The following is a 26,971-nucleotide window of genomic DNA, read 5'->3' as shown; positions in this document are numbered from 1 at the left end:
CCATTTTTTTATGTAAGTTTGCGGCCAGTTAAACAAAGAATAATGATCAATCAATTCCAGACACCATCCGCAGATCTGCAACGCCAATATGATCTTCTCCAAATGGAGTATGAATACGAGAAAGAGACGTACAGGCAACAAGCCGAACGGGTGGGTATTCACAGGAAAATACAACAGGGACTTTGCTGGTATCCTGTGATTCCGGGAAAAAGTTATTATAATTCGCTCAATCAGCTCGTCATTGAAATAGAACGCAGGGACGATAAGGAGATCGAACATAATTTTGAATACGGACGTCCGGTTTGTTTCTTTACGACAAACGGAACCGGCAGTCCGCGTTATCTGAATTTCTCCGGCATCATCAGCTATGTACAGGACGACCGGATGGTCGTCGTCCTTCCGACACCTTCCGCTTTATTCGACCTGCAAAACGTTAACAGTGAACTGGGCGTTCAACTCTACTTCGACGAGACTAGCTATAAAACGATGTTCAATGCACTGTCAGGTGTAATGAAAGCAAAAAATAACCAGCTTGCCCATCTGCGTGATGTGTTGCTGGGGAAGACACCGGCCAGCCGGAGAAACCTGTTCCCGGTACGTTTCCCGTGGTTAAACACAACCCAGGAGGAGGCGGTCAACCATGTGCTGTCGGCCAAAGAAGTATCCATCGTGCATGGTCCTCCCGGAACCGGGAAAACAACGACACTGGTCGAAGCTATCTACGAAACGCTGCATAGGGAAAATCAGGTAATGGTCTGCGCCCAAAGCAATACGGCAGTCGACTGGATATCGGAAAAACTGGTAGACCGGGGTATCAACGTGCTCCGTATCGGCAACCCGACGCGGGTGAACGACAAAATGCTTTCATTTACGTATGAACGGCGCTTCGAGTCACATCCCGACTATTCCGAACTTTGGGGAATCCGCAAAGCAATCCGGGAGATACAATCTTCTTTCCGTAAGAAAAGTCACAGCGAAAAGGACACGGCCCGTAACCGTCTTTCCCGCCTGCGCTTCCGTGCCACCGAACTGGAGGTGCAGATAGACGCCGACCTGTTCAGCGAAGCCCGCGTCATAGCATGTACGCTGGTGGGATCTGCCAACCGGGTGCTGACCAACCATAATTTTACCACCCTCTTTATCGATGAGGCGGCACAGGCACTGGAAGCTGCCTGTTGGATTGCCATCAGCAAAGCGGACAGGGTGATTCTGGCTGGTGACCATCACCAGCTTCCTCCCACTATTAAATGTATAGAAGCTGCCCGCGGCGGACTGGACCGTACTTTGATGCAGAAAGTGGCAGCCGGCAAACCTGAGACTGTCTCCCTGCTTAAAGTACAATACCGGATGCATGAAGATATCATGCGTTTCTCGTCCCGCTGGTTTTACCAGGACGAGTTGCAGGCTGCGCCGGAAGTAAAGTACCGCGGCATCCTCGCCTACGACACACCTGTCGTGTGGTTCGATACGGCAGATTGTGATTTTGAGGAAGATCAATTATCCGAAAGCCAGAGCCGGATCAATAAAAAAGAGGCGGAACTGCTGGTGGAGCAACTGCAAGCCTATATCGAGAAGATCAGTAAAGAACGCGTACTGGACGAAAGCATCAACTTCGGACTGATCTCTCCCTACAAATCACAGGTGCAATATATCCGCGGCTTGATTAAACGGAACTCTTTTTTCAAACCCTTCCGCAAACTGATTACCGTTCATACCGTAGACGGTTTCCAGGGCCAGGAGCGCGATGTGATCATGATCAGCCTGGTACGAGCCAATGACCAGGGAAATATAGGTTTCCTGAACGACCTGCGCCGCATGAATGTTGCCATCACCCGTGCCCGAATGAAACTGATCATACTGGGCGATGCCTCCACATTGACAAAACATACTTTTTATCGGGAATTATACAAATACATCACAGCCAACGGCCATGTGATCCCATTAAAACCCGCAACAGAAACAGACAATTCTATTCACCGGAAATAAAATAAAGATGAACTATAAACTACTGGTCCTCGACCTGGACGGAACACTGACAAACAGCAAAAAAGAAATCACGCCTTTCACCCGGGAGGTATTAATAAAAGCCCAGCAACAAGGTCTCCATCTGGTTCTGGCCTCCGGACGCCCTACTTACGGTATCGTTCCACTGGTAGAAACGCTGGAAATGAAAGAGTACGGAGGTTTCATCCTCTCTTTTAACGGAGGAAAAGTGATCGAAGTGAAAACCGGAAAGGTCTTTTACGAACAAGCCCTGCCACCGGACGTCATGCCCCTGATCTATCAACGTTCGTATGAAGCCGGACTGACAATCCTGTCTTACAACGGCAAATACATCCTGACCGAAAACGCAGCAGACAAATATGTTCAATACGAATCATTCCTGACCAAAATGAAGATAAAGGAAACCGACGACTTCCTGCACAACCTACGGCTCCCGGCCGACAAATGCCTGATAGTCGGTGAACCGGAAGACCTGGTTCCGCTGGAAGAAAAACTGCGTCAGGAACTAGGCCTCCGCCTCAATGTCTATCGTTCGGAACCGTTTTACCTGGAAGTCGTACCCAAAGGGATCGACAAAGCCGCTTCGCTTGAACGCCTATTGGAACGTGTGCAGATAAAAAGAGAGGACGTTATCGCCATCGGTGACGGCTACAACGACCTCTCCATGATTAAATTTGCCGGCCTCGGCGTTGCTATGGCAAATGCACAGCCTCCCGTAAAATCAAATGCGGATCAGATCACTGCATTTACAAACGATGAGGACGGCGTTGCACATTTCATTCATGATTTACTCAATAGTAATACCCACCAAAATATACATGAAATAGGTTAAAAAGATACTAACGAGATGGTCTTTATTTTTATTGGATGCGTTTATAAACCAGGATTTTTATGTAGATTTGTAATCTAAACAATAAAACAGCAAGCCATGAAGTTCAAATTATTGGTTTTAGACGTAGACGGGACATTGCTCAATAGTGAAAAAGAGATTACTGCCCGCACCCAGGCTGCTTTACTGAAAGTTCAGCAAATGGGAATACACATTGTATTGGCATCCGGCAGACCCACCAACGGGGTTATGCCGCTCGCAAAGGCTCTGGAACTGGATCATTACGGTGGTTTCATTCTCTCATATAACGGTGGCCAAATCATCAATGTACAAACGGGTGAACTGCTCTTCGAGAAACGTATCAACCCGGAGATGCTGCCTTACTTGGATAAGAAAGCGAAGAAGAACGATTTTGCCATTTTTACGTATCATAAAGACTATATCCTGACAGATAAACCCGACAACAAACATGTGCAGGAAGAAGCTGCGCTAAACAATATGCGTGTGATTGGTGTTGACAATTTTCCGGAGGCTGTCGACTTCAGTCCTTGCAAGTGTGTGCTGGCAAGCGACAATGAAGAAGAACTGGTCGGACTGGAAAATCACTGGAAGAAACGGCTGGACGGTGTATTGGACGTATTCCGTTCGGAAGATTTTTACCTGGAAGTGGTTCCCCAATTCATCAACAAAGGAAACACATTAGGCGTATTGATGGAAAAGCTGAAAATTACGACCGAAGAAGTCGTAGCGATTGGCGATGGAATTGCTGATGTCCCCATGTTACAGCTTGCCGGGACCAGCGTAGCGATGGGCAACGCCCGTGATTCGGTTAAGGTCTGTACGGATTTCACCACACTGACCAACGATCAGGATGGTGTGGCAATAGCCGTAGAAACCGCTATCCTGGCTGCCATCAAACCAACGGAAGTACCTTTAGACCAGTTGAATATACGGGCTAAACATGCACTGATGGGTAACCTGGGTATTCAATATACTTATGCATCCGAAGACCGTGTGGAAGCGACAATGCCGGTCGACGAACGTACACGCCAGCCTTTCGGCATACTGCATGGCGGAGCGACTCTGGCGTTAGCTGAGACAGTAGCGGGATTAGGCTCCATGATACTGGCTAAGCCGGACGAGATTGTAGTCGGAATGCAGGTGAGCGGCAGTCACATGTCGTCGGCCCACGAAGGCGATACGGTACGCGCCGTCGGGACAATTATTCATAAGGGACGTTCTTCACATGTATGGAATGTAGATGTGTTTACCTCCACCGATAAGTTGGTTTCATCCATACGTGTCGTGAATAGTATATTAAAAAAGAAATGATTTCAGAAGAAACAAGTAAATACAAGACAATTGACTTATTGATCAGGCAGGGCCGGAGTTTTGCTATCTATCGTATACCGGGGGAAGAGACTCCCCGGTTCGTGATGCAAGCCTCCGGTTCTGCCCGTCTTTTATATAATATCGAGGACCTGAATGAACAACAGGGCTTCGTCATCGCTCCGTTCCGGGTCAGCCGGGAATGTCCGATCGTGCTGATTCGGCGCGATTATAGCGAATTGCCGGATAGCAGTCAACTGGATTACATCCGAATGGATTTGGAGTTTCATCCGAATGAAACAGAATCTCCATCCGAACGGAAGACAAAAGACAACTATACACATTGTTTCGATTCCTTTATCAAGCCTTTGCAGGAAAGACAGCTGGACAAACTGGTACTTTCGCGCAGTCTGACACTCTACAGGGAATCCGGCTTTTCGCCTGCAAAGGCTTTTTATAAGGCCTGCAAACAGTATATCCGTTCTTATGTTTACCTCTGCCATACACCGGAAACGGGCATCTGGCTGGGAGGAACCCCTGAAATTATCCTTTCGGGAGAAAAGGGCGAATGGCATACGGTTGCGCTGGCAGGAACACAGCCTTTACAGAACGGCGAACTGCCGACCTATTGGGATGAGAAAAACAAAAGGGAACAGCAACTAGTCTCCAATTATATCCACGACCAGCTAAGTTCACTGGGTATCGAATCGACGATGGAAGGTCCCTATTCGGCACGTGCCGGGGCTTTATGTCATCTGAAAAGTGATTTCAGGTTCCGGCTGGACAGTAACGATAAGCTGGGCAGCCTGTTGAACCTGCTGCACCCTACTCCTGCCGTTTGCGGACTGCCCAAAGATGACGCCTACCGTTTTATCCTGGAAAATGAGGGTTACGACCGCCGTTACTATTCCGGTTTTATAGGCTGGCTAAACCCAAAAGGCAAAACCGACCTGTATGTAAATCTGCGCTGCATGAATATCAATAAGAAGACACAGATACTCTATGCCGGAGGAGGATTGCTCTCCTCTTCGGAGTTAAGCGACGAATGGCAGGAAACGGAAGACAAACTGCAAACGATGCGGGCCTTATTATGATAGACAGGTGTTTTGCGTTAGATATTATATGTATTTTTGTAAGCAGAATAAGATAAATATAACATATGTATACCGATAAGAAAAACATTCTTCAGTTAGTGGCCTTGCTCAAGGAGCATAGTATAAGTAAAATCGTATTATGTCCGGGAAGCCGTAATTCGCCTATCGTACATACGTTGGCGAATCATCCGTTCTTCACCTGCTATTCCGTCACCGACGAACGAAGTGCCGGATTCTTTGCCATGGGCCTGGCATTGCACGGAGGAAAACCGGCAGCCGTTTGCTGTACTTCGGGGACGGCTTTGCTGAATATCCATCCGGCTGTGGCGGAAGCCTACTACCAGCATGTTCCTCTTATCGTCATATCGGCAGACCGTCCGGGAGCCTGGATAGGCCAAATGGACGGACAGACTTTACCACAACCGGGCGTATTCGGTTCCTTGGTTAAGAAATCGGTCAATCTGCCGGAAATTCATACGGATGAAGATGAATGGTATTGCAACCGCCTTGTCAACGAGGCACTGCTGGAGTTGAATCATCATGGGAAAGGGCCGGTTCATATCAATGTGCCGATCTCCGAGCCTTTGTTCCAGTTCACTACTCCCGAATTGCCGGAAGTGCGCGTTATCACCCGTTATCAGGGATTGAATGTGTACGACAGGGAATACAATACCCTGATCGAACGGTTGAACAGCTATAATAAACGAATGATCATTGTCGGCCAGATGAGCCTGATTTATCTTTTTGAAAAGAAGATATCCAAGCTGCTTTATAAACATTTCACCTGGCTGACCGAACATACAAGCAACAAGACCATTCCGGGCATCCCGGTCAAAAACTTCGATGCAGCCATCTACGCCCTGCCTGAAGAAACGCAGGAAAAGATGGTTCCCGAACTGGTTATTACCTACGGCGGACACATCGTATCCAAACGTTTAAAGAAATTCCTACGTAATAACCCGCCGAAAGAACATTGGCACGTATCGGCCGATGGTGAAGTGGCTGACTTATACGGTGCAATGACTACCGTAATAGAAATGGACCCGTTCGAGTTTCTTGAAAAGATCGCTTATCTGCTGGAAAATAAGCCGACAGAATTTCCACGTGTCTGGGAAAACAATACAAAGAGTCTGCCGGAACCGCAGTTTGCTTATTCGGAAATGGCTGCAATCGGTTGTTTAATCAAATCGTTACCAACCCCGTCAGCCTTGCATTTAGGCAATAGTTCGACGGTGCGATACGCTCAATTGTTTACATTGCCTGAAGAAGTTGAAGTTTGCTGCAACCGGGGAACAAGCGGTATAGAAGGTTCATTGTCCACGGCTATCGGCTATGCGGTAGCATCCGACAAATTGAATTTTGTGGTGATAGGCGATCTGAGCTTCTTTTATGATATGAACGCGCTTTGGAACAGCAACTTCGGCTGTAACCTGCGCATCCTGTTACTGAATAACGGTGGCGGCGAAATCTTCCAGGCACTGCCCGGTTTGTCGATGTCAGGAAAGACACACCGCTTTGTAACGGCTACACATAAGACTTCGGCCCAGGGCTGGGCTACCGAACGGGGATTCCTATACCAGGGTGTACACGACACGGCTGAATTGGAAGAAGCCATGAAAGTGTTCACCGATCCGAATCCGATCAATCAACCCGTATTGATGGAGGTATTCACCGACAAGGATGAAGACGTCCGCCTGCTGAAAGAATACTACCATAGTTTAAAGACGTTATAATAAACAATACTCTAAATAAAGATCCTATGTCAACACAAAGAGAATGGAAACAGATAAAAGAATATGAAGAAATCTTGTTTGATTTCTACAATGGGATTGCCCGTATCACTATTAACCGCGAACGTTACCGTAATGCCTTCACTCCCACCACGACAACCGAAATGAGCGATGCGCTTTACATTTGTCGGGAGCGTCCGGATATTTGTGTCATCGTCTTGACCGGAGCCGGCGACACCGCTTTCTGTGCCGGTGGAGATATGAATGTGAAAGGTCATGGCGGGTATATCGGTAAGGACGGCGTTGCCCGTTTGAATGTACTCGACGTACAAAAACAGATTCGCTCCATGCCAAAGCCTGTCATTGCAGCCGTCAACGGTTTTGCTATCGGCGGAGGTCACGTTTTGCATGTCGTTTGCGACCTTACCATCGCTTCTGAAAATGCCATCTTCGGACAGACGGGTCCTCGTGTGGGTAGTTTCGACGCTGGTTTCGGTTCGTCGTATCTGGCCCGAATTGTCGGTCAAAAGAAAGCACGCGAAATATGGTTCCTTTGCAGGAAATACAATGCACAGGAAGCGCTCGACATGGGACTGGTAAACAAAGTCGTTCCCTTGGATAAGTTGGAAGACGAATATGTGGAATGGTCTGAAACCATGATGATGCACAGTCCGCTTGCCCTGCGTATGATCAAAGCGGGACTGAATGCTGAACTGGACGGCCAGGCCGGTATCCAGGAGCTGGCAGGCGACGCCACCATGCTTTACTACATGACCGACGAAGCCCAGGAAGGCGGCAAAGCATTCCTCGAAAAACGCCGCCCGCGTTTTGAAGATTATCCCAAATTTCCGTAATCAGAATAATGAGAACAACGCATTATAGAATCCGGATAATTCCTAAAGTTTTACACTTCAAGCAACCGGCAGGGACTTCACGGGGGACTTATACGATTCGTAAGAGCTGGTATTTGGTTCTTACCGCCGATGAAATGCCCGGACGATTCGGGATAGGTGAATGTGCTCCACTCCCTAAACTGAGTTGTGACGATCTGCCGGACTACGAAAAAAAACTGGCAACCATTTGTCACCAAACGGAACAGAACGGAATGCCCGATACCGAAGCTCTTCGTGCCTATCCCTCCATCTTATTCGGACTGGAAACGGCTTTCCGCCATTTCCAAACGGGTAATTTTGCACTTTGGGATACAGACTTTTCACGAGGTAAAGCAGGCATCCCAATCAATGGCCTGATCTGGATGGGCGACTATAAAAAGATGCTGGAACAAATCGAGGTCAAAATGCAATCAGGCTTCCGCTGTATTAAGTTGAAGATTGGGGCAATTAATTTTGAAGAGGAACTGGCTTTATTAAAACATATCCGTGCGCATTTTTCTGCTAAAGAAATAGAATTACGGGTAGATGCAAACGGAGCCTTCTCCCCTGACGATGCCCTGAACAAGTTACAACGGCTTGCCGTACTGGACCTGCATTCCATCGAACAGCCTATCTGCGCCGGGCAATGGGAGGAAATGGCACGACTCACTTCCGAAACACCTTTGCCTATTGCTTTGGATGAAGAACTAATCGGCATCAATACAATAGAAAGGAAAAAGGAACTCTTATCAGTTATCCGTCCGCAGTATATCATACTGAAACCGTCTTTACACGGCGGAATAAGTGGCGGACAGGAATGGATTGACGAAGCTGAACAACAAAAGATAGGCTGGTGGATTACTTCTGCGTTGGAATCGAATATCGGATTGAATGCCATTGCACAATGGTGTGCAACATTCAATAATCCTTTACCGCAAGGACTGGGAACAGGGGCTTTATTTACGGACAATGTGGAGATGCCGCTCTCCATCCGCCAGGATTGTCTCTGGTATGATCCGAAGAGTAACTCATTCCCCTCTCGAGAGGGGAAACAGTTACTTACAGATTGTAATAAACAACAGTTACAGTTAGAGGACGGAACGGTTTGTACAGCAGAAAATATACAGCAATTAATAACGGAATTATCCCCCGATGCACCAGAGATACGTCGGGATTTATACAAATTCCTGGCCGACTGGTTCAACGACTCCCCCTACATCACCGTTCATACTTCCGGCTCTACCGGAACTCCTAAAGAGTTCACTGTCCGCAAAGAACAGATGATGCAAAGTGCTATCCTTACCTGCTCTTTCCTTCATCTGCAAAAAGGAGATAATGCATTGTTGTGTATGCCATTGCAATATATTGCCGGCAAGATGGTGGTCGTACGGGCCTTAGTTGCCGGATTGACTCTCATTCTGCGCACGCCTTCCAGTCATCCGTTGGCAGATGTAGATACTCCGCTTCGCTTTGCTGCCATGATACCGTTACAGGTATATAACACGCTTCAAGTACCGGAGGAAAAAGAACGCCTATGCCGGACAGATATACTAATCATAGGGGGAGGCGCTATAAATAAAGAACTGGAAGCAGAGGTCAGGACATTACCCAATATCGTCTATTCGACCTATGGCATGACGGAAACACTTTCTCATATCGCATTGCGCAGACTGAACGGCCCCGAGGCTTCTTCTGCCTACACCCCTTTCCCTTCCGTACTATTGTCTTTATCGTCTGAGGATACACTCATTATCAACGCACCGCTGGTTTGCGACGAAACATTAGTGACAAACGACATCGCACAGTTACATCCGGACGGTACTTTCTCCATTCTGGGAAGGAAAGACAACATCATTAATACCGGAGGTATAAAAGTACAAATCGAATCAGTGGAAGAAACACTACGTTCAATAATTTCTGCTACCTTTGCGATAACGGCTATTCCACATCCCGGATTAGGAGAAGCCATTGTGCTACTAGTGGAAAAGACGGCAGACATTGAAGGCCTTTCTGGTAGAATAGCCTCTCTCCTGCCTAAATACCAACAGCCTAAATATATCCGGCAGGTCGATGCCATCCCACTCACCGGCAGTGGTAAAACAGACCGGAAAGCCTGTCGTTTATTGGCGGCAAAGCTAATCTGATTATCATTTAAAAACACTATACTTATGAGGTATTTTGCACTTACCGTATTATCATTCCTAACCCTTTCGTCCGCCTACGGACAGAGTGGGGAAAGTTGCCGGTTCGCACCGGACCCGACGCTTCAGAAGCCGGAAGTCTATGCCGGATATGATTGCGTCAATCTGCTGGACAGCACGTCCGTAACCGTACAACCGACCGGTTCCGGTTCATTTTCTGTCTGCAAGACGATCAAGATTCAGACTCCCCGGGGAGCAGTGAGTAACCGTATCATCAAATATGATTACGACCCACTGACAGCTTTCGCACAATTCAAGAGAGCGACCGTCTATCGTGCCAACGGCGATGTAATCAACCTGGACGTTACACAAGCCTGCGACTATGCGGCTCCGGCTCGCGCCATCTATTGGGGTGCCCGTCAGATTATGCTTGAAGTAGGCCAGCTGAATCCGGGAGATATCATCGAATATGAAATCGACAAGAAAGGTTTCACCTATGCCCTGCTGGCCGACGGCGGCGATGACGAATCCCGCTTCATCCCTCCCATGCGCGGACAATTCTATGACATCGTTCCTTTCTGGGTGACGGAACCAACCGTGCGTAAAGTATATAAAGTATCCATTCCGATGGAGAAAGAAATGCAGTTCCAGTTCTATCAGGGCGACTGCACCTCTTCCATGCGCTATGAAGATGGCAGGAAAGCCTATACCTTCTCCACCAACGATGTGATGCCGGCCAAACGTGAACCTAACATGGTCGACCTGTTCGATGCCGCTCCGAAACTGATGATGTCATCCACTCCTAAATGGCAGGATAAATCATTATGGTTCAATAAGGTTAACGAAGATTACGGAAGTTTTGCTCCACTGCCGGAAGCACAGAAAAAGGTAGACGAGCTTATCAAAGGGAAGAAAACAGAAATGGAAAAGATAGCCGTCCTCACCCACTGGGTTGCCGACAATATCCGTTACTCCGGCATCTCGATGGGCAAAGGCGAAGGTTATACCCTTCACAATACCAAGATGAATTATACCGATCGTTGCGGCGTCTGTAAAGATATTGCCGGAACGCTGATATCCTTCCTCCGTATGGCAGGTTTCGAAGCCTATCCCGCTATGACAATGGCAGGCAGTCGTGTGGAAAGTATTCCGGCCGACCATTTCAACCACTGTGTAGCTGTCGTTAAGTTATCCAGCGGTACATATATGCCGCTCGATCCTACCTGGGTTCCTTTCTGCCGCGAGCTATGGAGCAGCGCCGAACAACAACAGAACTACCTGCCGGGAGTTCCCGAAGGTTCCGACCTTTGCCTGACTCCCGTTTCCGCTCCGGAAAACCATTATGTACGTATCAAAGCAAACAATAAACTGGATGCCAAAGGCACACTGACCGGACAATTCACCATCACGGCCGAAGGACAATCGGACAGTAATATCCGCGGCATGTTTACCCGTGGCTGGCAGTCACAATGGAAGAACATGCTTGAAAGCCAGTTGCTGAACGTATCCCCGAAAGCCCGTCTGATTAGCGTGGATTATGGAAAAGACCCGAAAGACTATCAGGCAGCTCCCATCAAAATCACTTTCCGCTATGAAATACCGGAATATGCTATTCCGGGTAAAGAGGAACTGGTCTTTAAACCGATGGTAATGAACAACCTGTACAACCAGGTAAAGAGTTATCTGCGCATCAATACCGACCTGCCCGAACGCCAGTATGGTTTCAAAGATGGCTGTTCACGTCTGGTGGAACTGGACGAAACCATCCAGCTTCCGAAAGGATACACCTTGTTGAATGAGGCCAAAAACGAAAGCAAGCAAAGCGATGCCGCCGACTTCGAAGGCTCATTGAGCCAGGACGGCGATAAAATAACGCTTCACCAGAAGCTGGCTCTAAAGAAACGTGTATATGAAGCAGCCGACTGGGACGGCTTCCGTTCTGCCGTTAATGCACACAAAGGTTTCGGTGATTATTTAATTATTAAAAAATAAAAGACAATGACTAATATACTACATAAACTGGCACTGCTTCTCTGCCTGCTGGCTATTACAGCATCCGCATTTGCCGGCCCGGAAGCTGAATATAAGAAGCTGTCGAAAGCATATACATTGAATGCAGACGGAAGCCAGGAGTTCCGTTACAGCATGGAACTTACACTTTTCACACATACGGCCATGAACGGTACTTACGGAGAAAGTTTCATCGTTTACAATCCGCAATACCAGGAACTGAAAATCAACTCCTCTTATACCAGACAGAAAGACGGCAACATTGTCAAAACGCCCGACAATGCCTTTGTGGAAGTACTTCCCCGGACAGCAGCCGATGCTCCGGCTTACAACCATCTGAAAGAAATGGTCGTTGTCCATACCGGTCTGGAACTGGGAGCAACCATCTATCTGGATTATACGCTGACTTCCAAACCGGGGTATCTGCCGGAGCTGGATATTTATAACGAGCTATTACAGACCTCTCCGGTAAAAGAATATACCATCAGCCTGTCTGCGCCGGAAAGCAAACCGTTATCCTACACTTTGCAGTATAACAATGCCAAGCCGGCCGTCACAACAGCCAACGGCATGAAAACCGTTACCTGGAAATTACAGAACCTGCCGGCATCTTCCCGCGACCCGTTCGTTTCGGCTGCCAACGGCGACGTTCCTTTCCTGACTGCAACCACTTATGCATCGAACGGAGACGCATTGAAAGCATTGTATGCGCAGTTCACTCCCGCCAACGACGTCCAGTTGACTGCCATTGCCGAAAACCTGACAGAAGGTAAAAAGAACGATACGGAAAAACTACAGGCCATCCTGAAGCATGTAACGGAAAACCTGGGTTACAGTCGCCTTTCGTTGCCGGATGCAGGATATAAAATCCGTTCGGCAAGCGATGTAATCTATTCCGCCTACGGAACCGAAGCTGAAAAGACAAATCTGCTGAACGGCCTGTTAAATGCAGCAGGCATCAAAGCCGAAACGGCAGCATCCTACAGTGTGAATGCCGAACCGGCCAGTTACGGGCTGAGTGCAATAAAAGAACTGGTCGTTATTGCCAACGCAGACGGTAAACAGTATATCATGTCTCCATCATCCAATAAAATGGCAGCTGCGGGTTCGAATAATCTGACACCGGTCATCAGCCTGACCAAAGCAGGTACGCCTGTAACAATCAGCACACCGGCTACCGACCTCACTTATAAGGTTACCCTTTCCGTCTCTCCGGAAAAAGCAGATGCAAAAGTCGATGCAACTATCGGCAACGCTTACCTGCCCTATTACGGAGCTTATCTGTCGACCTATGCCGGTGCCGACAAGGAAGCTAAAGAATCGAAGACCGGCAACGGAACGACAATCTCCTACACTGCATCCCAACCTTTAAAAGCGAACAACGGATATGTTATGGTTTCACTGCCCGATGCCCCAGTCAGCCTGGCACATAGTTACTACTGCAATATGAACAGTAGCCGTAAGGAAAACCTGCTGTTGCCCTGCAAAGCAAACGAACAGTATTCCTATACCGTTCAAGTACCGGAAGGGATGAAACTAGCTACTCCGGAAGCAGTTAAAACGATTGAAAACGCTGCCGGTAAGGTAGTCATCTCTGTTAAGCAAAACGGAAACAACGCAGAGGTAGAACGCTCTTTGCTACTGAACAAACAGCTCTATACTCCCGCTGAATTCGGCAACTTGCGTACCCTGTTGACCGAATGGGGAAATCAGTCCGGCAAAACATTGTTATTGTCAATTAACTAAGCGAATACAATCAGTAATTTAAACAAGGATGGAACGAGATAATTCTACTGTTCCATCCTTGTTTTTTTGTTGAATAATAATAACTTTACAGTCAAATATTAATATCTTAAACCATTGATCTATGCAAATACTATCAAATCTACTCCTGACACTATTATTATGTTGTATTCCGGGATTTACTTACGCGCAAAGCTTATCTCTCGAGTTATATCCCCAACCACAACAAATTGTTATATCCAACCAGCAATATGTGCCGTCTCATGGATATACATTACAGGGTATCAGCAATCCGGACGCCGACGCAGTGAAAATACTGAAAGAAGCATTGCCTTTCGTCCAATCGGGCAAGTCATTGCCGCTGGAAGTCAAAAAACTGAAAGTCAGAACCCCCGAAATGGAACGCTCCGGTGCTTACATCCTGGATATTTCAAAGAAGAAAATCACTATCGAGATTGTGGACGATCGTTCATTATTCTATGCCGCCCAAACACTCAAACAACTGGTCGGCTACAATGAAGCAGGCAAACGCACACTTCCGTTATGTACGATTACCGACTATCCTGACGTACTCCATCGGGGAACTGTCGAAGGTTTCTACGGTACTCCCTGGAGCCATGACGACCGTATCAGCCAGCTTCGTTTCTACGGCCAGTTTAAGATGAATACTTACATCTATGGTCCGAAAGACGATCCTTTCCACAGTGCCAGCTGGCGTGAACCCTATCCTGCCGACCAGGCAAAGCAGATTAAAGAACTGACAACCGAAGCTGCCCGCAACAAGGTAGACTTCGTCTGGGCAATCCATCCGGGACAGGATATCAAATGGAATGCAACCGACAGTAACAACGTGATCACCAAGTTCGAACAAATGTACGACCTCGGTGTACGTGCTTTCGCTGTCTTCTTTGACGACATTTCCGGTGAAGGAACAAACGCAGCCAAACAAGCTGGCCTGATGAACTTCATCCAGAAAGAATTTATTGAAAAGAAAAGCGACATACAGCCATTAATCATGTGTCCGACCGAATACAACCGTTCATGGGCACGGACCGATTATCTCGATATCCTGGGCGAACAACTTCACCCGGCTGTCCATATCATGTGGACCGGGAATCGTGTTGTAGACGATATTACCCTGGAAGGTCTTGAATGGGTCAACAAGCGTATCCGCCGTCCTGCCTATATCTGGTGGAACTTCCCGGTAAGCGATTACTGCCGTGACCACCTTTTGATGGGACCCGCTTATGGTCTGGACACTCAGGCATCCAATGCGATGTCCGGTTTCGTTGCTAACCCGATGGAACGCGCTGAAGCCTCCAAAGTCGCCTTGTTCGGTGTTGCCATGTATAGCTGGAATATACACAGTTACGACCCGCAACTGGCTTGGGAAAAGGCTTGCGAATATTTAGTTCCCAAAGCAGCCATCGCCTTCAAGACATTCTGTGAGAATAATAGCGACCCGGGACCTAACGGTCATTTATATCGCCGTGAGGAATCTACCCGCTACCAGGCACAGGCCGACAAATTCCTTACCGGTTACCGCAACGGACAGTTCAGAGAAAGAGATGCAAACCAACTGGGTGCCTTATTCGCACAGATACAGGCTGCTCCCGAGTTGATATACAATCAGGGAGACAATAAGGCACTGATTAAAGAAATCAATCCCTGGCTTATGCAGTTCGAGTTACTCGGAAGATGCGGTTCCAATGCTCTGCGTATGGCTCACGCCTGGTATGAAAAAGACCGCCAAAACACCTGGCAACGTTTCCTTGAAGTATCTGCCGTTATGGACAGTATGAAACTGGTTAACCGTACTTTCAACCAGAATCCGTATCAGAAAGGTGTAAAAGTAGGTTCAAGAGTCCTGATGCCGCTTATTGAAGGTTTATACAGACAGACCAGCCGTAACCTGCTTTCGACAGCCGATACACCTTCCAACGAAATCAGAGTTAGCACAGCTTCTACCATTACTAATATAGATCAGTTGAAGAACCAACCCTGGTCGGAAGACGAGAATCTGATAGCCTATGTCCCCATGCTTGAAGTGGTAAAAGTCGAACCTAACCAGTATCTCGGCCTCGGTTGGGAAATACAAAAGGACGCCGAATCTTTCACGTTCAACTTACCTCAAAGTAATGTGGACGGACGTGTATTCGAATGGTCGGAAGACGGTAAGACATGGACTATCCTTTCTGATATTCCTGCCGACCGGACAAAGTTCACCATTAATACAATTCCTCTGAACGCTCATTTTGTCCGGATGCGCAACAATTCCGGCAAACAGATGGAAGTGAAGGTTACCGCTTTTTCCGTAAAGACAAAGGAAGTTCCAGAAATCAACGAAGAATTGATGATGTACGATCTCAATCTGAGTACTTATAAAACGCTGAAACCGGGTGAAAAGGTTGAAGTGAAATGTAACGGTGTAGACAAGTATATCGAATTCTTCTTGTCCGGCAATAACGATAGTATGGTTTCCATCTCCGGTGTCAACAGTGACGGCGAAGATAACATGCTGTATTGTGGCTATGTTGGCTATGTGAAGCTGAACAAAATTTCATTTGATGATATGCAAACGCTGATAATCACTCCGGCAGGTAAAACTCCGGTACAAATTCACCAGATTGTCAGGGAGTAAATCATAAATTTCTTCCGGAAATAGCGTCGCTTCGTTATTCCTTCATTTAACCGACAACATATTAACACATTACAGGTGACGCTGATATAGGAATCGGCGTCACCTGTTTTATTTGAGAACATTCTTTTTTATTTCATTATCACCACAATCGGGTTATCCTCTTCTCCTATCTGTTTCAGATCTTTTACCTGCTGCGGGAGTTCTTTGCTGTCTTTATGTTCGTCGAACCATTCAACCACGTCGGCAGCTGGGATTAAACCTGCATATTCTCCGACAGGAGAAACTGTCATAGGCTGCAATGGCAGAAAGTTCGTTAGGTCATCTTTCATCCCGTCAGCATATAAACCGACCTTAACTTCTCCGGTCGATTTGGTAACAACAGCATCATGCAAAACAACTCCATGAAACAGCTTCGTAATAAAACGAATGATCATCCGGTCTTTGCTATCCAGTATCTGTGTTATCAGTGCAGCATTGTCCTTATTCTTCATATAACGGTCGGAGTATTCCCAATGGTACTTTCCTAAATCAATGATGCTTGAAGGAACAATGGTAGTATCTTTCACCTGATAGATCGTATCATTGTAGGCTTCCTTGAAGTAGAGATTCTCATTCTGACGCCATAGACTCGTATTATCAGGGAAGGAAATACTTCCGGTTTCCGGTTCTTTATAATTAACGATAACTACCCCAGAATACGCTGTCGGACCGAACAGTTTAACTCCTTCCTCATTTTTAACAACCGATATAGAAGCAATATTGGACGGATCAAACGGTTTATCATCGGCAGCAATTGTCTGAAACGATGTTATTGGTTCATTATTCTTAAAAAAGAGAAGTGCGCTTCCGTTCGCTCCCAGGATTCCTTCTTTATGACCAACAAATATTTCATTGGTCAAATAGTTGTAGGATGCAGCCGCATACCCCTCTGCTTCAAATGGAATTTTAATTTTCTCTTTAAATAATCCTTCCTGGTCATAACAGACTAATTCATTGTTCCACCCCCAAAAATAGATATCTCCCGTCTCATTATTTCCCCAACAATATACACTGCTGTACCCTTCAGGATCATTCCCTATATGTCCGACTTGCTTTATAAACTTACCGGTCTTATCGAACATCAAGCATTGCTCCTGATTAGTAGAAATCAATATCTTATCCTTAATGAGTTGTACACGGGGAGCTGTTCCTACCAGACAACTGTCATTCGTCTCCAACGCCACATAAGATACTTGTTTGAAACAGTCGGAAGCCTTCAATCCGGAAGGAGCGTCAAGAGCGGCTCCTACAGGGATTACGGTTATTTCTCCATCCGTTGTCTTACTTTCATTGCAGGCGGCAAGAAAAAGACAGGCGGCAAAAGCCGCCTGATATAAATAGGTCTTCATCATTTCACTTCTTCTTTGTGGATGCATTTTTCGTTGTTATCAGAATCACACCGTCTTTTCCTCTCTCTCCATATAATTTTACTGAAGATTCATCCTTCAACACAGATATAGATTCAATAATATTGGGATTCAACTTATCTATAGCATCATCCTTTATTTGTTCTACTCCGTCAATAATTATGAGAGGCTTCTCTTTTCCGATCTGTCCGTTCCTAATACGGATTTTTACGTCCCCAGGCAGACGATCAGACAACCGACCATAACCGACCACCTTTACATCGTCCTCTTTTATTTTACCGGAAGCAATAGCACCCTTAGTAACGACCGAGATCACACCTTGCTTGTCCGAAGCATTATATTTAGCCAGGATTTCTTCACTCTTATCTTTTGGACTCATACTGAAACTATGAATGTTCTCTGGACTCACTTTATCCAGCTCCTCATAAGTAGCCACTTCATTATCAATCAGGATCAGGTTACGAGACATCTCTACTCTCTGTTTGATATTTCTCATCCTATCTTCGGCGTCTTTCGAGAAATTATCCAGTTGTTGTTGCATAGCCTCCAGCGGATTTTCCGTTTTCTCTTTTTCCTGTATAACAGAGTCCTTATTTACCCTCGTTTCCGTCTTTATTACTTTTACCACTTGAGGGGCAGATGCCACAACCTCTTTTACGGCAGGTTTCTCTACAGGGGCAGGGACAGCCTCGACTACCGGTTCAGCTTTTTTAGGCTCGATAACTTCCTTTACCGGAACAATTTCGCTAATTTTGGCACTTGAAATCTTTCCCAGTTCACGAGAGATTTCGGGACGGGCAAAAGCTACAACCGCTACAGCTGTCAGCGGAAGTACATAGAGATACTTTAATCTCGCCCACGGATTCGATTTTCGTTTTAACATCATAGTAATTCGTTTTTTTAGTTTACTGTGATTAAAGCTGTTGGCCATAGAAGTGAAGCGCTGTGAACCAACAGCTTTTTTTATTAATAATAATTGATATTGCTTCGCATCGACGCCGTGATTGATCACACTTTCATCGGCCTCGTATTCATGAATATTCTCCAATTCCTGTTTTAGTAACCAGACAGCAGGATTGAACCATTGAAGAATGACGCAAAAGCTACAGATCAGCATATCGACAGAATGACGGGCACGGATATGCGCCATCTCATGCGTCAGTATCTCTTCGCCGCTTTCTTCCATATCTTTTTGCGAAATGACAATGTACCCCATCCAGCTGAACGGACATACAGTATCATCCGTAACCACCAGTTTACTACCGTCGGGAAGCACCTGCTTCTCTCCCATCCCGATCATCCGGCATATGCGGATTGTCGAATAAAGGAAGCGGGCAAAGAAGAAAACACAGCCAACCAGATAAACTACAAACAGTAACGGAAGCCAGAATGACTGGGAGGTCTGTACCTGTATCTCTGTCTGCATTTGCGCCATCTGTAAAAGATATTCCAGATTCTGCAAGGGACGCTGTATGGCAACCGGTTCATCGGTCATTATACGGATAAATGGAATGGCAACGGAAAGAATGATTACCCCTAACAAGGCAATCCTGTTAAAGCGGTGAAATGTTTCACGACTTAACAACAGTCTGTAGAACAGATAAAAAACTGCCAGACAGACAGACGATTTAAGGATATAAACAAAGAAGTCTCCCATAATTGTCAGTTTTTATTTCCTTGTTCCACTTCGTCCAACAACTTCCGAAGTTCATCCACAGAGATATCTTCCTCCTTAATCAGGGAAGAAACAACGCCCAGATAAGAGTTATTGAAATATTTGGCAATAACATTCTTCAATGTACCTTTGCTGTACTCTGTCTCACTAACGGCGGCATAATACTGATAAGTATTGCCGAAAGTGTTATGTGAAAGGAATCCTTTATCCTCCAATCCCCGGACAATCGTCGATAATGTATTGAAATGAGGTTTAGGTTCCTCATAATATTCCAGCAGTTGTTTTACAAAAAGAGGGCCTTTCTCCCAGAAATAACCCATGATCTCTTCTTCTTTTGCAGTCAGTCGTTTCATAATTCCTGTTGTTTCGGGCAAAGTAACTAAATGTTTTAGTTTGGAAACTAAATTACTTAGTTAATAAACTAAAAGAGGTCGTTTTTCTTCCTCTTCTTCCTTTTTTATGGATTATTTTTCTCCATCTATGTTCCATTTTTATGGTCGGAGACCTTAACCCCTTCTGTTATTTCATCCGCGAGGAACCAAATAACAATGTCTATTTATGTAAAAAGAGGCTCCTGCATCGAATGCAGGAGCCTCTTGGCTTTTTATCGTTTCGGAATATCCACCGACTTATCCGAATCTCCCAGCAAATGCTCTGAGAAGTAATCGACCATACGCCAGTAAAAATATTCGTCCATATCGCCAAAACCGTGACGCTGTTGCGGTAGCAGCAGCAAGTCGAAACGTTTGTTGGCACGGATCAGTCCGTCTACCACACGCATCGTATTGCCAGGGTGGACGTTGTTGTCGATATCTCCGTGAACCAGCAGCAGATGTCCTTTTAACTGTTTGGCCAGTTCGGGATTGCTCTTGATACTGTATGTAAATGTCGTATCGCCTTTTTCAGATACCACTTCTTTTACGCCATGATGCGTTTCACTCCACCAACGGTTATAAATCTTATTATCATGATTACCGGCACAAGATACGGCCACCTTGAAGAAATCAGGATATTGCAGGATAGCTGCGGTCGACATAAAACCACCACCCGAGTGTCCGTGAATACCGACACGATGGATATCAATGTACTTATATTTATCCGCCAACTGGATAATAGCAGCTTTCTGATCAGCCAGTCCATAATCACGCAGATTTCCGTATCCGAAGTTATGATACCATTTCGAACGGCTCGGATGGCCGCCACGGTTACCGACTGATACGACAATAAAGCCAGCCTGTGCCAAACGGTCGGTACGAACGCTCATACGGGTAAACGGATAGCGTGTTGCTTCAACCTGCGGACCTGGATAAACGTAGTCGATAATAGGATATACTGCTGTCGAATCGAAATTGAAAGGCTTATACATGACACCGTAAAGATCCGTCACACCATCGGCAGCTTTTACTTTGAACGGTTCCGGGAACTGGTAACCGGCAGCAAACAGTTGCGAGAAGTCGCTTTCTTCCAGTTCCATCACTTTACGACCGGTGTTATCCAACAGATCCGATTTCGGAACAGTGTTGATACGGGAATAATTATGGACGATGAATTGGGCGTTATCATCTACACGGACATCATGGAAATAATCGCCGGCAGAAACCATCTGTAAACCGCTTCCGTCAAGGTTAGCCCGATAGAGATGTTCGTAGTACGGATTCTCCCCTTTTTCTCTTCCGTTGGCAAGGAAATAGACAACGCGTTTGGCTTCGTCGACCTTCACGATCTGGTCTACATGCCAGGGGCCTGATGTGATGCGGTTCTTCAGATTACCTTTGTCGTCATAAAGATACAGATGCGCCCAACCGTCGCGTTCGCTCCAATGGATCAGTTCTTTTCCGTTATTAACGGCGGCCAGCGGGCGGAGTTCGATATAAGTATTCATACGTTCTTCGATAATCGGACGGATAGAATCTTCACCGATCGTATAAGTACAGACGTCAATGCGATGCAGATCACGGCTGGAACGGGTAACGAAGAAGCGGTTATTGTCACCCAACCAAATACTGGGCAGTTCTTTCATATCACGCTGTTTATGCAGGCGGGGCTGGTAGGCCATACGTATTGTCTGGTCTTTGAATGCTTGCGTATTGATCTCCTTGTAAGAGTCGTTACTCATATCAAACAGATACAGATGACTGACAGGAGCTTCCTTTTCGCCCGGCATCTGGTATTTATAAGTCTCTAATGTCGGTCGCGGAGTGGCCATAGCATTGATCACCCACAGGTCTTTCACCTCGCGGCTATCTGAAATAGAAATTGCAAAATGACGGGAGTCGGGCGACCATAACAGATAACCCGGGTTCTTCCTTTTACCGTTACATAAGGTATCTGTATTCAGAAGACTGTATGGCTGACCAAAACCGAAGTCTTTTACACCGGTTGTCGTCAGTTGTATCTCTGTGACCGTACTGTCTTTATCATCTTTCTTCAGTTTCTCATAGTCTTCACGCGACATACGATACAGGTTCAAGTCTTTGGCATAGACAACGGTTTTACCGTCCGGTGAGATAGAGGCCCAGTTTGGATATTCCGTATCCTTCTTTTTGTCTGCCAGATAAGTCAGTTTACGTGTCGGATAGTCATAAGAGAAATAGAATACCTCCTTTTTCGTCTTTTTGTCTTTATCCGTGCTGTCCTTTTTGGCGTCTTGTGAAGAGGTTATCTGGAAAGTAAAAGTACGTCCGTCCTCTCCCGTCTCCAACTTCTGGATAGGCAATTGTTGAGCTGTATACGGATCCTTAACGATCTCCGTTAATTCGGCCGCGAGCTTATCCTGATCGAACAAAGGACGTTTCGTCTTTGCGGAAGGATCAACCACATACCAGACATTGCCATTTCCTGTTTTATATTCATACCAGAAGCAGTTCCCCGCCTTAAACCAATGCGGGTCCACCGAAGTGGAAAACAGCATAGTCGATAATTTATTACCCGCAAAACGTTCAGCCTGCGTATAACCCGGTAGCGGATCGTCTGCCGAAGTTGTTTGCGCACTTGCGCCAAAAGAAAGAAGAAGTCCTGACGCGACTAAAAGTAGATGTTTTTTCATATTTTACAAATTGTGTTATATTGTTATTACATAAGGAAGATGCCATAAAGCAGCTAACTGTTCATTTCATGATAACGACAACCGGATTGTCTTCCTCCCCCACTTTACGAAGTTGTTCCACATCGTCCGGCAGGTTTCGAGCTTCCGGATGCTCCTCAAACCAAGAAACGATTTCACCCGGCTGAATAAGTTGTGCGAACTCACCTTCGTTATTGGATGTCACAGGTTGAAGAGGCAAAAAACTACCCAGATCGTTTATCAGCCCACTATCATAAGGGGCCACCATCACCTTTCCGGATCTTTTGTTGTAGACCGCATTATAAGCCACCCGTTCCTTTTCATGATAAAGATTCCTGCAAAAACGGAATAAGATGATCTGTCCGTTCTCGAAAAAGTCAAGCAGGTAGAAACCTTTGTCTTTATGCGCATAATACCGATCGGCTACATCCCAATGGTATGATCCCAAATCCAACAGGCGTTCCGGATGCAGGCCGTCCGGCATCACCCGGTAAATCGTGTCATTAAAGTTTCCCTTAAAGAAAACATCTTTGCCGAAATGCCAAAAAGGACTCTTATTCTCACTCGCTACGAGACTACTTTTCCCGTCATCCAGGATAATATATAACTTATGCCCTCCTGTTCCCTCTGTTGCAATAGAGAACTTGTCGACATCAATACCCAAGCGAGGAGTATGTTCGTTTGCCGGTTCACTATTAGTCGGGAAAACAGATAAAACCGAAGTGTCTCGTATAAAAGTAATGCAGTCCGGCGTTGTTTCTGTGGCGTATGAATGAACCAACAACGTCTCCTTATCCCAATAATCATATTCCAATGGGCAAATGGAGCCTTCCGGAAGGGGCAAGACCTCAGGCTGTTTCCGGATAAAACGATTGTCCAGATCGTAAACCGTCATCTTCCCGTAGTCGATCGACAGGAAATAAAGTTGTTCTGCCGAACCGTTCAACCAACCATACATTTCCCTGCAAGCTTCAGGATCATCACCTACATGACCGATCGAATGAAGAAATTTCCCCGTCTGTTTATCAAAGGCAAAACACTGTTGGTGCGAAGTCATCACTATAATCCGGTCGGAAGCAATTTGTATCAAAGGATCGTTACCGATCAGACAACTGTCCGAAGTTTCCAAAGTCACATAATGTACTTGGGAGAAACAATCTGAAGCCTTCAACTCCGTTTGGTTTTCAAAAGCTGTTGCCAGTCGGATCGTTTCGAGTTCTCCGGTTTCCGTCTGACGGCCACTGCAAGAGGCTAAAAGGCCCAAAAAGAGAAATACTCCTCCTAAAAGTTTTCGTTCCATATTCTGTTTTCCATAATAACTTAAAAACTTCAATCAGCCAAGGTTACGCATAATTGTGTTATACTGTTTGCTTGCTTTCATGCAAAAGTATATAAATATTTTGTTTTTCAAATGAAAGAATAAAAAAATCCCCTGCTCTATCGGTCGATAAAGCAGGGGATAATAATATTGTTATTTACTAATGATTATACCGGAAGAGTTCCGCCGATCAGGATAACAACCAGCAAAGCCAAGATTGCATACAACTCAGGGAATACGGCCATAACCATTGTTGCACCGAATACGTTGTGACCTGCACCTACACCGGCGATACCGTTTGCACAAACTTCTGCCTGACGGATAGAAGAGAACAAACCTGCAAAACCTAATACCAGACCTGCACCGAAGATAGCTGTTGCATTCAACATTGTAATGCTCTCAACCAGGAATTTCTGCATCATGAAATAACCTACGAATCCGTACAAACCCTGTGAAGAAGGCAACGCACTCAATGCGATATAAGTACCCAGTGCATCCGGGTTCTTCTTCATTGCTCCTACTACTGCGTTACCGCAGATTGTTACACCATAACTACTGCCGATAAAGGTTAAACCTGTCATCAACGCAATACCCAGATAAGCTAATAAAATTGGTTCCATAATGAAATTTGTTTGTTTAATTATTCTTTTGTTATTATTTAAATCACGTTTTGTTTATGCTTTCTTAAAAGGTTCGTACGCCTTACCACCGCCTTCGAACTCTGCATTCTTATAATACTCCACGAAGATCAAACGAAGCGGGTGAACCAGCGAACTGATGGTACACAGACCGATGTTGATCGCATGGCCGACCAAAAGGATCAGCAGCATACAAATCACACGTAATACTACGTTCAGGCCTTCTGTCATATCCACAGCCAGCGAATTGAATACGCCACCCAGAATCGCACCAGTCAGACCGATCGCGAACAGACGGATATAAGACAAAGTATCACCCAACAGCCCGGAAGCCATATTGTAGGTATTCCAAAGGCCTGTACCGAAATTCAGGAAGATATTCTTGCCCGGTGTATTGTAAAGGAAAGCAACCAGCAGTCCAAGTCCGGCTATTACCAGAAATACATTCTTCACCATTTCCGGCAACTGTACATTCAGCATCGGCAAGCCGAATACCAGACACAATGCCAAGATAATGAACACCCATGCCAGCGGTGCAATACCATATTTCTTCCCTTTCTGAGACATGATCTTCAACGCAGCAATTGTCTTTCCGAACAGAATCTGCACCAATCCGATAATGATAGAGAACGTCATCAGATTATCGCTCGATACAAAGTAGTCTTTTACCGAAGCAAAAGCAGGTATGTCGACCAAAGCAATACCGAAGAACGAACCTGTACACGTACCGACGATCAGTGCCGCCAATCCGAGATACTGGAACAGGCTCAGGAACGGCTTGAAGTCCGGATTGACTTTCCGTTTCAGGATCGTACAGACAAGCATTACCAGTAACCCGTATCCGCCGTCACCGAAACAAAGTCCGAAGAACAGCATAAAGAACGGGGCAAAGAACGGTGTCGGGTCGAACTCGCCATAGTTAGGCAAAGAGAACATTCTCGTGATCGGCTCGTATAGTTTGGCAAACTTTCCGTTCTTCAACAGGATAGGCACCTTGTCGCCTTCTTCTATCTCCTGCGCCTGGTAGAAATAATTATCCTTTTCCAGCGCTTCTTCCATTGCCTGCGCTTTCTCGGTCGGAACCCAACCTTCCAGCAACATCAGCTTCTCTCCTGCCTGACGGTCTGTCTGCACCAATACATTCGACAGATTGAACTCGTTTTGCAGGTTCTTATCGAACAGGTCAAGCGTATTATAATCGGATGCAGCCAGTTTTTTTATTTCGGCATCCAATGCTTTCATTTCCTGCTGCAACAGATCGAGACGCGCATTCAGTTTCTGCAAACCTCTGTCCGGCATCTTCGGGCGTTCCGCATCTATATCAATCGGAGTTCCGACTTTCGTTATAGTAAGGAAATAAGTAACCGACTGGAAGTTATTGATCAACACAGCATTATACTCGTCTCCCCATTTCGGTTCATACTTAGCGGTCGGACAAGTCCAGAACGTAATATCATATCCGGCCTTCTTCAAACGATTGAAGTTAGCCCAACTGAAATCACCCCAGATCTCCATATAGGCAATATCTTTTTCAAGAGATGCCTTTACAGACTGAAGCTGCACTTTCTTGTCCTGCAATTCTTCTATCTTCTGCAACAATTTCAAGCCGGCTTTCTTATCCAGCTCACGAGCCGGTGCCAATTGAACATCTTTAGTTGCTGCATTCAATCCCTTGAAATAGCGCATCAACAGATTGATACGTTTACGCAAGGCAAGAATATCCTGAAGTTCCGCATTATCGAGAATAGACTTGTTTTCCTTCACATGCACAACACCCAATTCGCGCAGTTGTGCCAGGAACGTATCATATTCCTTATGATATACCATAAAGGCATATTTACTCATCTTTACTATCATACGCCAGCCTCCTCTTTTTGTTCTTTCGCTTTACGCTTTTCCTGATTAGCCCGCATGATCTTCTGTGACGACTTGGACAGACTCTCTTCGTCTTCCATAAATCGTTTCACTTTCCGGATCGCATCCTTATAGCCAGGGATCTGTACCTTCTCAAAAAGGTTCACTTTCTGAGTAGTCTTTTTCCTGGCATGCTCCAACAACTCCAGCTTCATTCCCGAAAACTCGGCTTCTATCCCGGTACGTGCCAACTTCTTCAGCAGCTCGACACCATCGGTAAACCAGGCGGGGGAATTAAAGAGACTGTAATGTCCGATCTCGAAGACAATATCATCGAGGACGGGAACGATTACACCGGCAATCTTCTTTGTGGAAAGCGTTACATCCTTCACTGCGATCAGTTCGGGAGAAAACTCGTTCCATAAAGCCACCATGTTCTCGTAGCTTTGTATCTCCTGTTCCAGCTGAAGTTCCAATTTCGTCACTTCATCCTTGGTACGCTTCACTTCGATACGCAACGCACTTTCCTTGCTCTTGATCGTAGGCAGGGAACGCTCGCGCATCTTCAGTTGCTTTTCCAGTTGCTGAAGAGAGGTTTTATTATATTGAAACTTTATTGCCAT

The 26,971-nt window shown here is 46.0% G+C and carries 18 protein-coding genes and 1 pseudogene; 11 read left to right on the top strand and 8 right to left on the bottom strand.

All coding sequences use genetic code 11. The annotated features are described in order from the left end of the window. Positions 1–42 precede the first annotated feature (42 nt). The 11 genes and pseudogenes from NBH14_RS15425 to NBH14_RS15375 all read left to right on the top strand — a co-directional run bounded on the left by NBH14_RS15425 (position 43) and on the right by NBH14_RS15375 (position 16,393). Positions 43–1,986, top strand: coding sequence for an AAA domain-containing protein (locus NBH14_RS15425; protein WP_186960525.1), 1,944 nt, complete (start codon positions 43–45; stop codon positions 1,984–1,986). Between the two features lie 7 nt (positions 1,987–1,993). Beyond that, positions 1,994–2,836: a Cof-type HAD-IIB family hydrolase gene (locus NBH14_RS15420; protein ID WP_186960526.1), complete on the top strand. Its 843-nt coding sequence runs from the start codon at positions 1,994–1,996 to the stop codon at positions 2,834–2,836. 96 nt (positions 2,837–2,932) lie between these two features. Next, a complete protein-coding gene (locus NBH14_RS15415) occupies positions 2,933–4,165 on the top strand; it encodes a Cof-type HAD-IIB family hydrolase (protein ID WP_128135067.1) in 1,233 nt (410 codons plus the stop codon). Then, on the top strand, positions 4,162–5,256 hold the full coding sequence (locus NBH14_RS15410; protein WP_186960527.1) for an isochorismate synthase: 1,095 nt from the start codon (positions 4,162–4,164) through the stop codon (positions 5,254–5,256). The genes NBH14_RS15415 and NBH14_RS15410 overlap by 4 nt, the downstream gene beginning before the upstream one ends. A gap of 65 nt (positions 5,257–5,321) precedes the next feature. Continuing rightward, positions 5,322–6,989 carry a 2-succinyl-5-enolpyruvyl-6-hydroxy-3-cyclohexene-1-carboxylic-acid synthase gene (gene menD / locus NBH14_RS15405; protein ID WP_186960528.1) on the top strand — a complete coding sequence of 556 codons (1,668 nt, stop codon included), beginning with the start codon at positions 5,322–5,324 and terminating at the stop codon, positions 6,987–6,989. Between the two features lie 26 nt (positions 6,990–7,015). Beyond that, the gene (menB, locus tag NBH14_RS15400; protein ID WP_007656343.1) at positions 7,016–7,840 is read left to right on the top strand and encodes a 1,4-dihydroxy-2-naphthoyl-CoA synthase; all 825 of its coding nucleotides are present in this window, start codon (positions 7,016–7,018) and stop codon (positions 7,838–7,840) included. 8 nt (positions 7,841–7,848) lie between these two features. Next, positions 7,849–8,871, top strand: a pseudogene (locus NBH14_RS15395) (o-succinylbenzoate synthase); the annotation flags it as partial. Positions 8,872–8,979: 108 nt separating this feature from the next. Continuing rightward, positions 8,980–10,002, top strand: coding sequence for an AMP-binding protein (locus NBH14_RS15390; protein WP_250817644.1), 1,023 nt, complete (start codon positions 8,980–8,982; stop codon positions 10,000–10,002). A gap of 24 nt (positions 10,003–10,026) precedes the next feature. Next, the gene (locus tag NBH14_RS15385; RefSeq protein ID WP_186960530.1) at positions 10,027–11,991 is read left to right on the top strand and encodes a DUF3857 domain-containing protein; all 1,965 of its coding nucleotides are present in this window, start codon (positions 10,027–10,029) and stop codon (positions 11,989–11,991) included. Positions 11,992–11,997: 6 nt separating this feature from the next. After that, complete coding sequence (locus NBH14_RS15380) at positions 11,998–13,755, top strand: DUF3857 domain-containing protein (RefSeq protein WP_186960531.1); 1,758 nt, start codon at positions 11,998–12,000, stop codon at positions 13,753–13,755. 121 nt (positions 13,756–13,876) lie between these two features. Continuing rightward, positions 13,877–16,393, top strand: a complete 2,517-nt coding sequence (locus NBH14_RS15375; protein WP_186960532.1) for a beta-N-acetylglucosaminidase domain-containing protein — start codon at positions 13,877–13,879, stop codon at positions 16,391–16,393. 128 nt (positions 16,394–16,521) lie between these two features. On the opposite strand, the gene NBH14_RS15370 is transcribed toward NBH14_RS15375, so the two are convergent. The 8 genes from NBH14_RS15370 to NBH14_RS15335 all read right to left on the bottom strand — a co-directional run bounded on the left by NBH14_RS15370 (position 16,522) and on the right by NBH14_RS15335 (position 26,971). Beyond that, the gene (locus NBH14_RS15370) at positions 16,522–17,784 is read right to left on the bottom strand and encodes a DUF4934 domain-containing protein (protein ID WP_186960533.1); all 1,263 of its coding nucleotides are present in this window, start codon (positions 17,782–17,784) and stop codon (positions 16,522–16,524) included. A 1-nt stretch (position 17,785) separates the two neighbouring features. After that, a complete protein-coding gene (locus tag NBH14_RS15365) occupies positions 17,786–19,456 on the bottom strand; it encodes a M56 family metallopeptidase (RefSeq protein ID WP_186960534.1) in 1,671 nt (556 codons plus the stop codon). Between the two features lie 5 nt (positions 19,457–19,461). Continuing rightward, on the bottom strand, positions 19,462–19,827 hold the full coding sequence (locus tag NBH14_RS15360) for a BlaI/MecI/CopY family transcriptional regulator (protein WP_044246236.1): 366 nt from the start codon (positions 19,825–19,827) through the stop codon (positions 19,462–19,464). Positions 19,828–20,078: 251 nt separating this feature from the next. Then, positions 20,079–22,520, bottom strand: a complete 2,442-nt coding sequence (locus NBH14_RS15355) for a S9 family peptidase (RefSeq protein WP_186960535.1) — start codon at positions 22,518–22,520, stop codon at positions 20,079–20,081. Between the two features lie 61 nt (positions 22,521–22,581). Further along, positions 22,582–23,838: a DUF4934 domain-containing protein gene (locus tag NBH14_RS15350; protein WP_186960536.1), complete on the bottom strand. Its 1,257-nt coding sequence runs from the start codon at positions 23,836–23,838 to the stop codon at positions 22,582–22,584. A gap of 185 nt (positions 23,839–24,023) precedes the next feature. Then, positions 24,024–24,476, bottom strand: a complete 453-nt coding sequence (locus tag NBH14_RS15345) for an ATP synthase subunit C-like protein (protein WP_007656321.1) — start codon at positions 24,474–24,476, stop codon at positions 24,024–24,026. Positions 24,477–24,530: 54 nt separating this feature from the next. Then, positions 24,531–26,351: a V-type ATP synthase subunit I gene (locus tag NBH14_RS15340; protein WP_186960537.1), complete on the bottom strand. Its 1,821-nt coding sequence runs from the start codon at positions 26,349–26,351 to the stop codon at positions 24,531–24,533. Further along, a complete protein-coding gene (locus tag NBH14_RS15335) occupies positions 26,348–26,971 on the bottom strand; it encodes a V-type ATP synthase subunit D (protein ID WP_028729162.1) in 624 nt (207 codons plus the stop codon). Before NBH14_RS15335 ends, NBH14_RS15340 begins: the two co-directional genes overlap by 4 nt.

Source organism: Parabacteroides caecihominis (assembly GCF_023656785.1).
Lineage (GTDB): Bacteria > Bacteroidota > Bacteroidia > Bacteroidales > Tannerellaceae > Parabacteroides > Parabacteroides segnis.
This window is presented reverse-complemented; position numbering and strand designations above follow the sequence as displayed.

What these genes read in the sequence shown, in the direction of transcription:
- NBH14_RS15425 (WP_186960525.1), top strand. Translation starts at nt 43, where the DNA reads ATGATCAATCAATTCCAGACACCATCCGCAGATCTGCAACGCCAATAT.
- NBH14_RS15420 (WP_186960526.1), top strand. Translation starts at nt 1,994, where the DNA reads ATGAACTATAAACTACTGGTCCTCGACCTGGACGGAACACTGACAAAC.
- NBH14_RS15415 (WP_128135067.1), top strand. Translation starts at nt 2,933, where the DNA reads ATGAAGTTCAAATTATTGGTTTTAGACGTAGACGGGACATTGCTCAAT.
- NBH14_RS15410 (WP_186960527.1), top strand. Translation starts at nt 4,162, where the DNA reads ATGATTTCAGAAGAAACAAGTAAATACAAGACAATTGACTTATTGATC.
- menD (WP_186960528.1), top strand. Translation starts at nt 5,322, where the DNA reads ATGTATACCGATAAGAAAAACATTCTTCAGTTAGTGGCCTTGCTCAAG.
- menB (WP_007656343.1), top strand. Translation starts at nt 7,016, where the DNA reads ATGTCAACACAAAGAGAATGGAAACAGATAAAAGAATATGAAGAAATC.
- NBH14_RS15385 (WP_186960530.1), top strand. Translation starts at nt 10,027, where the DNA reads ATGAGGTATTTTGCACTTACCGTATTATCATTCCTAACCCTTTCGTCC.
- NBH14_RS15380 (WP_186960531.1), top strand. Translation starts at nt 11,998, where the DNA reads ATGACTAATATACTACATAAACTGGCACTGCTTCTCTGCCTGCTGGCT.
- NBH14_RS15375 (WP_186960532.1), top strand. Translation starts at nt 13,877, where the DNA reads ATGCAAATACTATCAAATCTACTCCTGACACTATTATTATGTTGTATT.
- NBH14_RS15370 (WP_186960533.1), bottom strand. Translation starts at nt 17,784, where the DNA reads ATGATGAAGACCTATTTATATCAGGCGGCTTTTGCCGCCTGTCTTTTT.
- NBH14_RS15365 (WP_186960534.1), bottom strand. Translation starts at nt 19,456, where the DNA reads ATGGGAGACTTCTTTGTTTATATCCTTAAATCGTCTGTCTGTCTGGCA.
- NBH14_RS15360 (WP_044246236.1), bottom strand. Translation starts at nt 19,827, where the DNA reads ATGAAACGACTGACTGCAAAAGAAGAAGAGATCATGGGTTATTTCTGG.
- NBH14_RS15355 (WP_186960535.1), bottom strand. Translation starts at nt 22,520, where the DNA reads ATGAAAAAACATCTACTTTTAGTCGCGTCAGGACTTCTTCTTTCTTTT.
- NBH14_RS15350 (WP_186960536.1), bottom strand. Translation starts at nt 23,838, where the DNA reads ATGGAACGAAAACTTTTAGGAGGAGTATTTCTCTTTTTGGGCCTTTTA.
- NBH14_RS15345 (WP_007656321.1), bottom strand. Translation starts at nt 24,476, where the DNA reads ATGGAACCAATTTTATTAGCTTATCTGGGTATTGCGTTGATGACAGGT.
- NBH14_RS15340 (WP_186960537.1), bottom strand. Translation starts at nt 26,351, where the DNA reads ATGATAGTAAAGATGAGTAAATATGCCTTTATGGTATATCATAAGGAA.
- NBH14_RS15335 (WP_028729162.1), bottom strand. Translation starts at nt 26,971, where the DNA reads ATGGCAATAAAGTTTCAATATAATAAAACCTCTCTTCAGCAACTGGAA.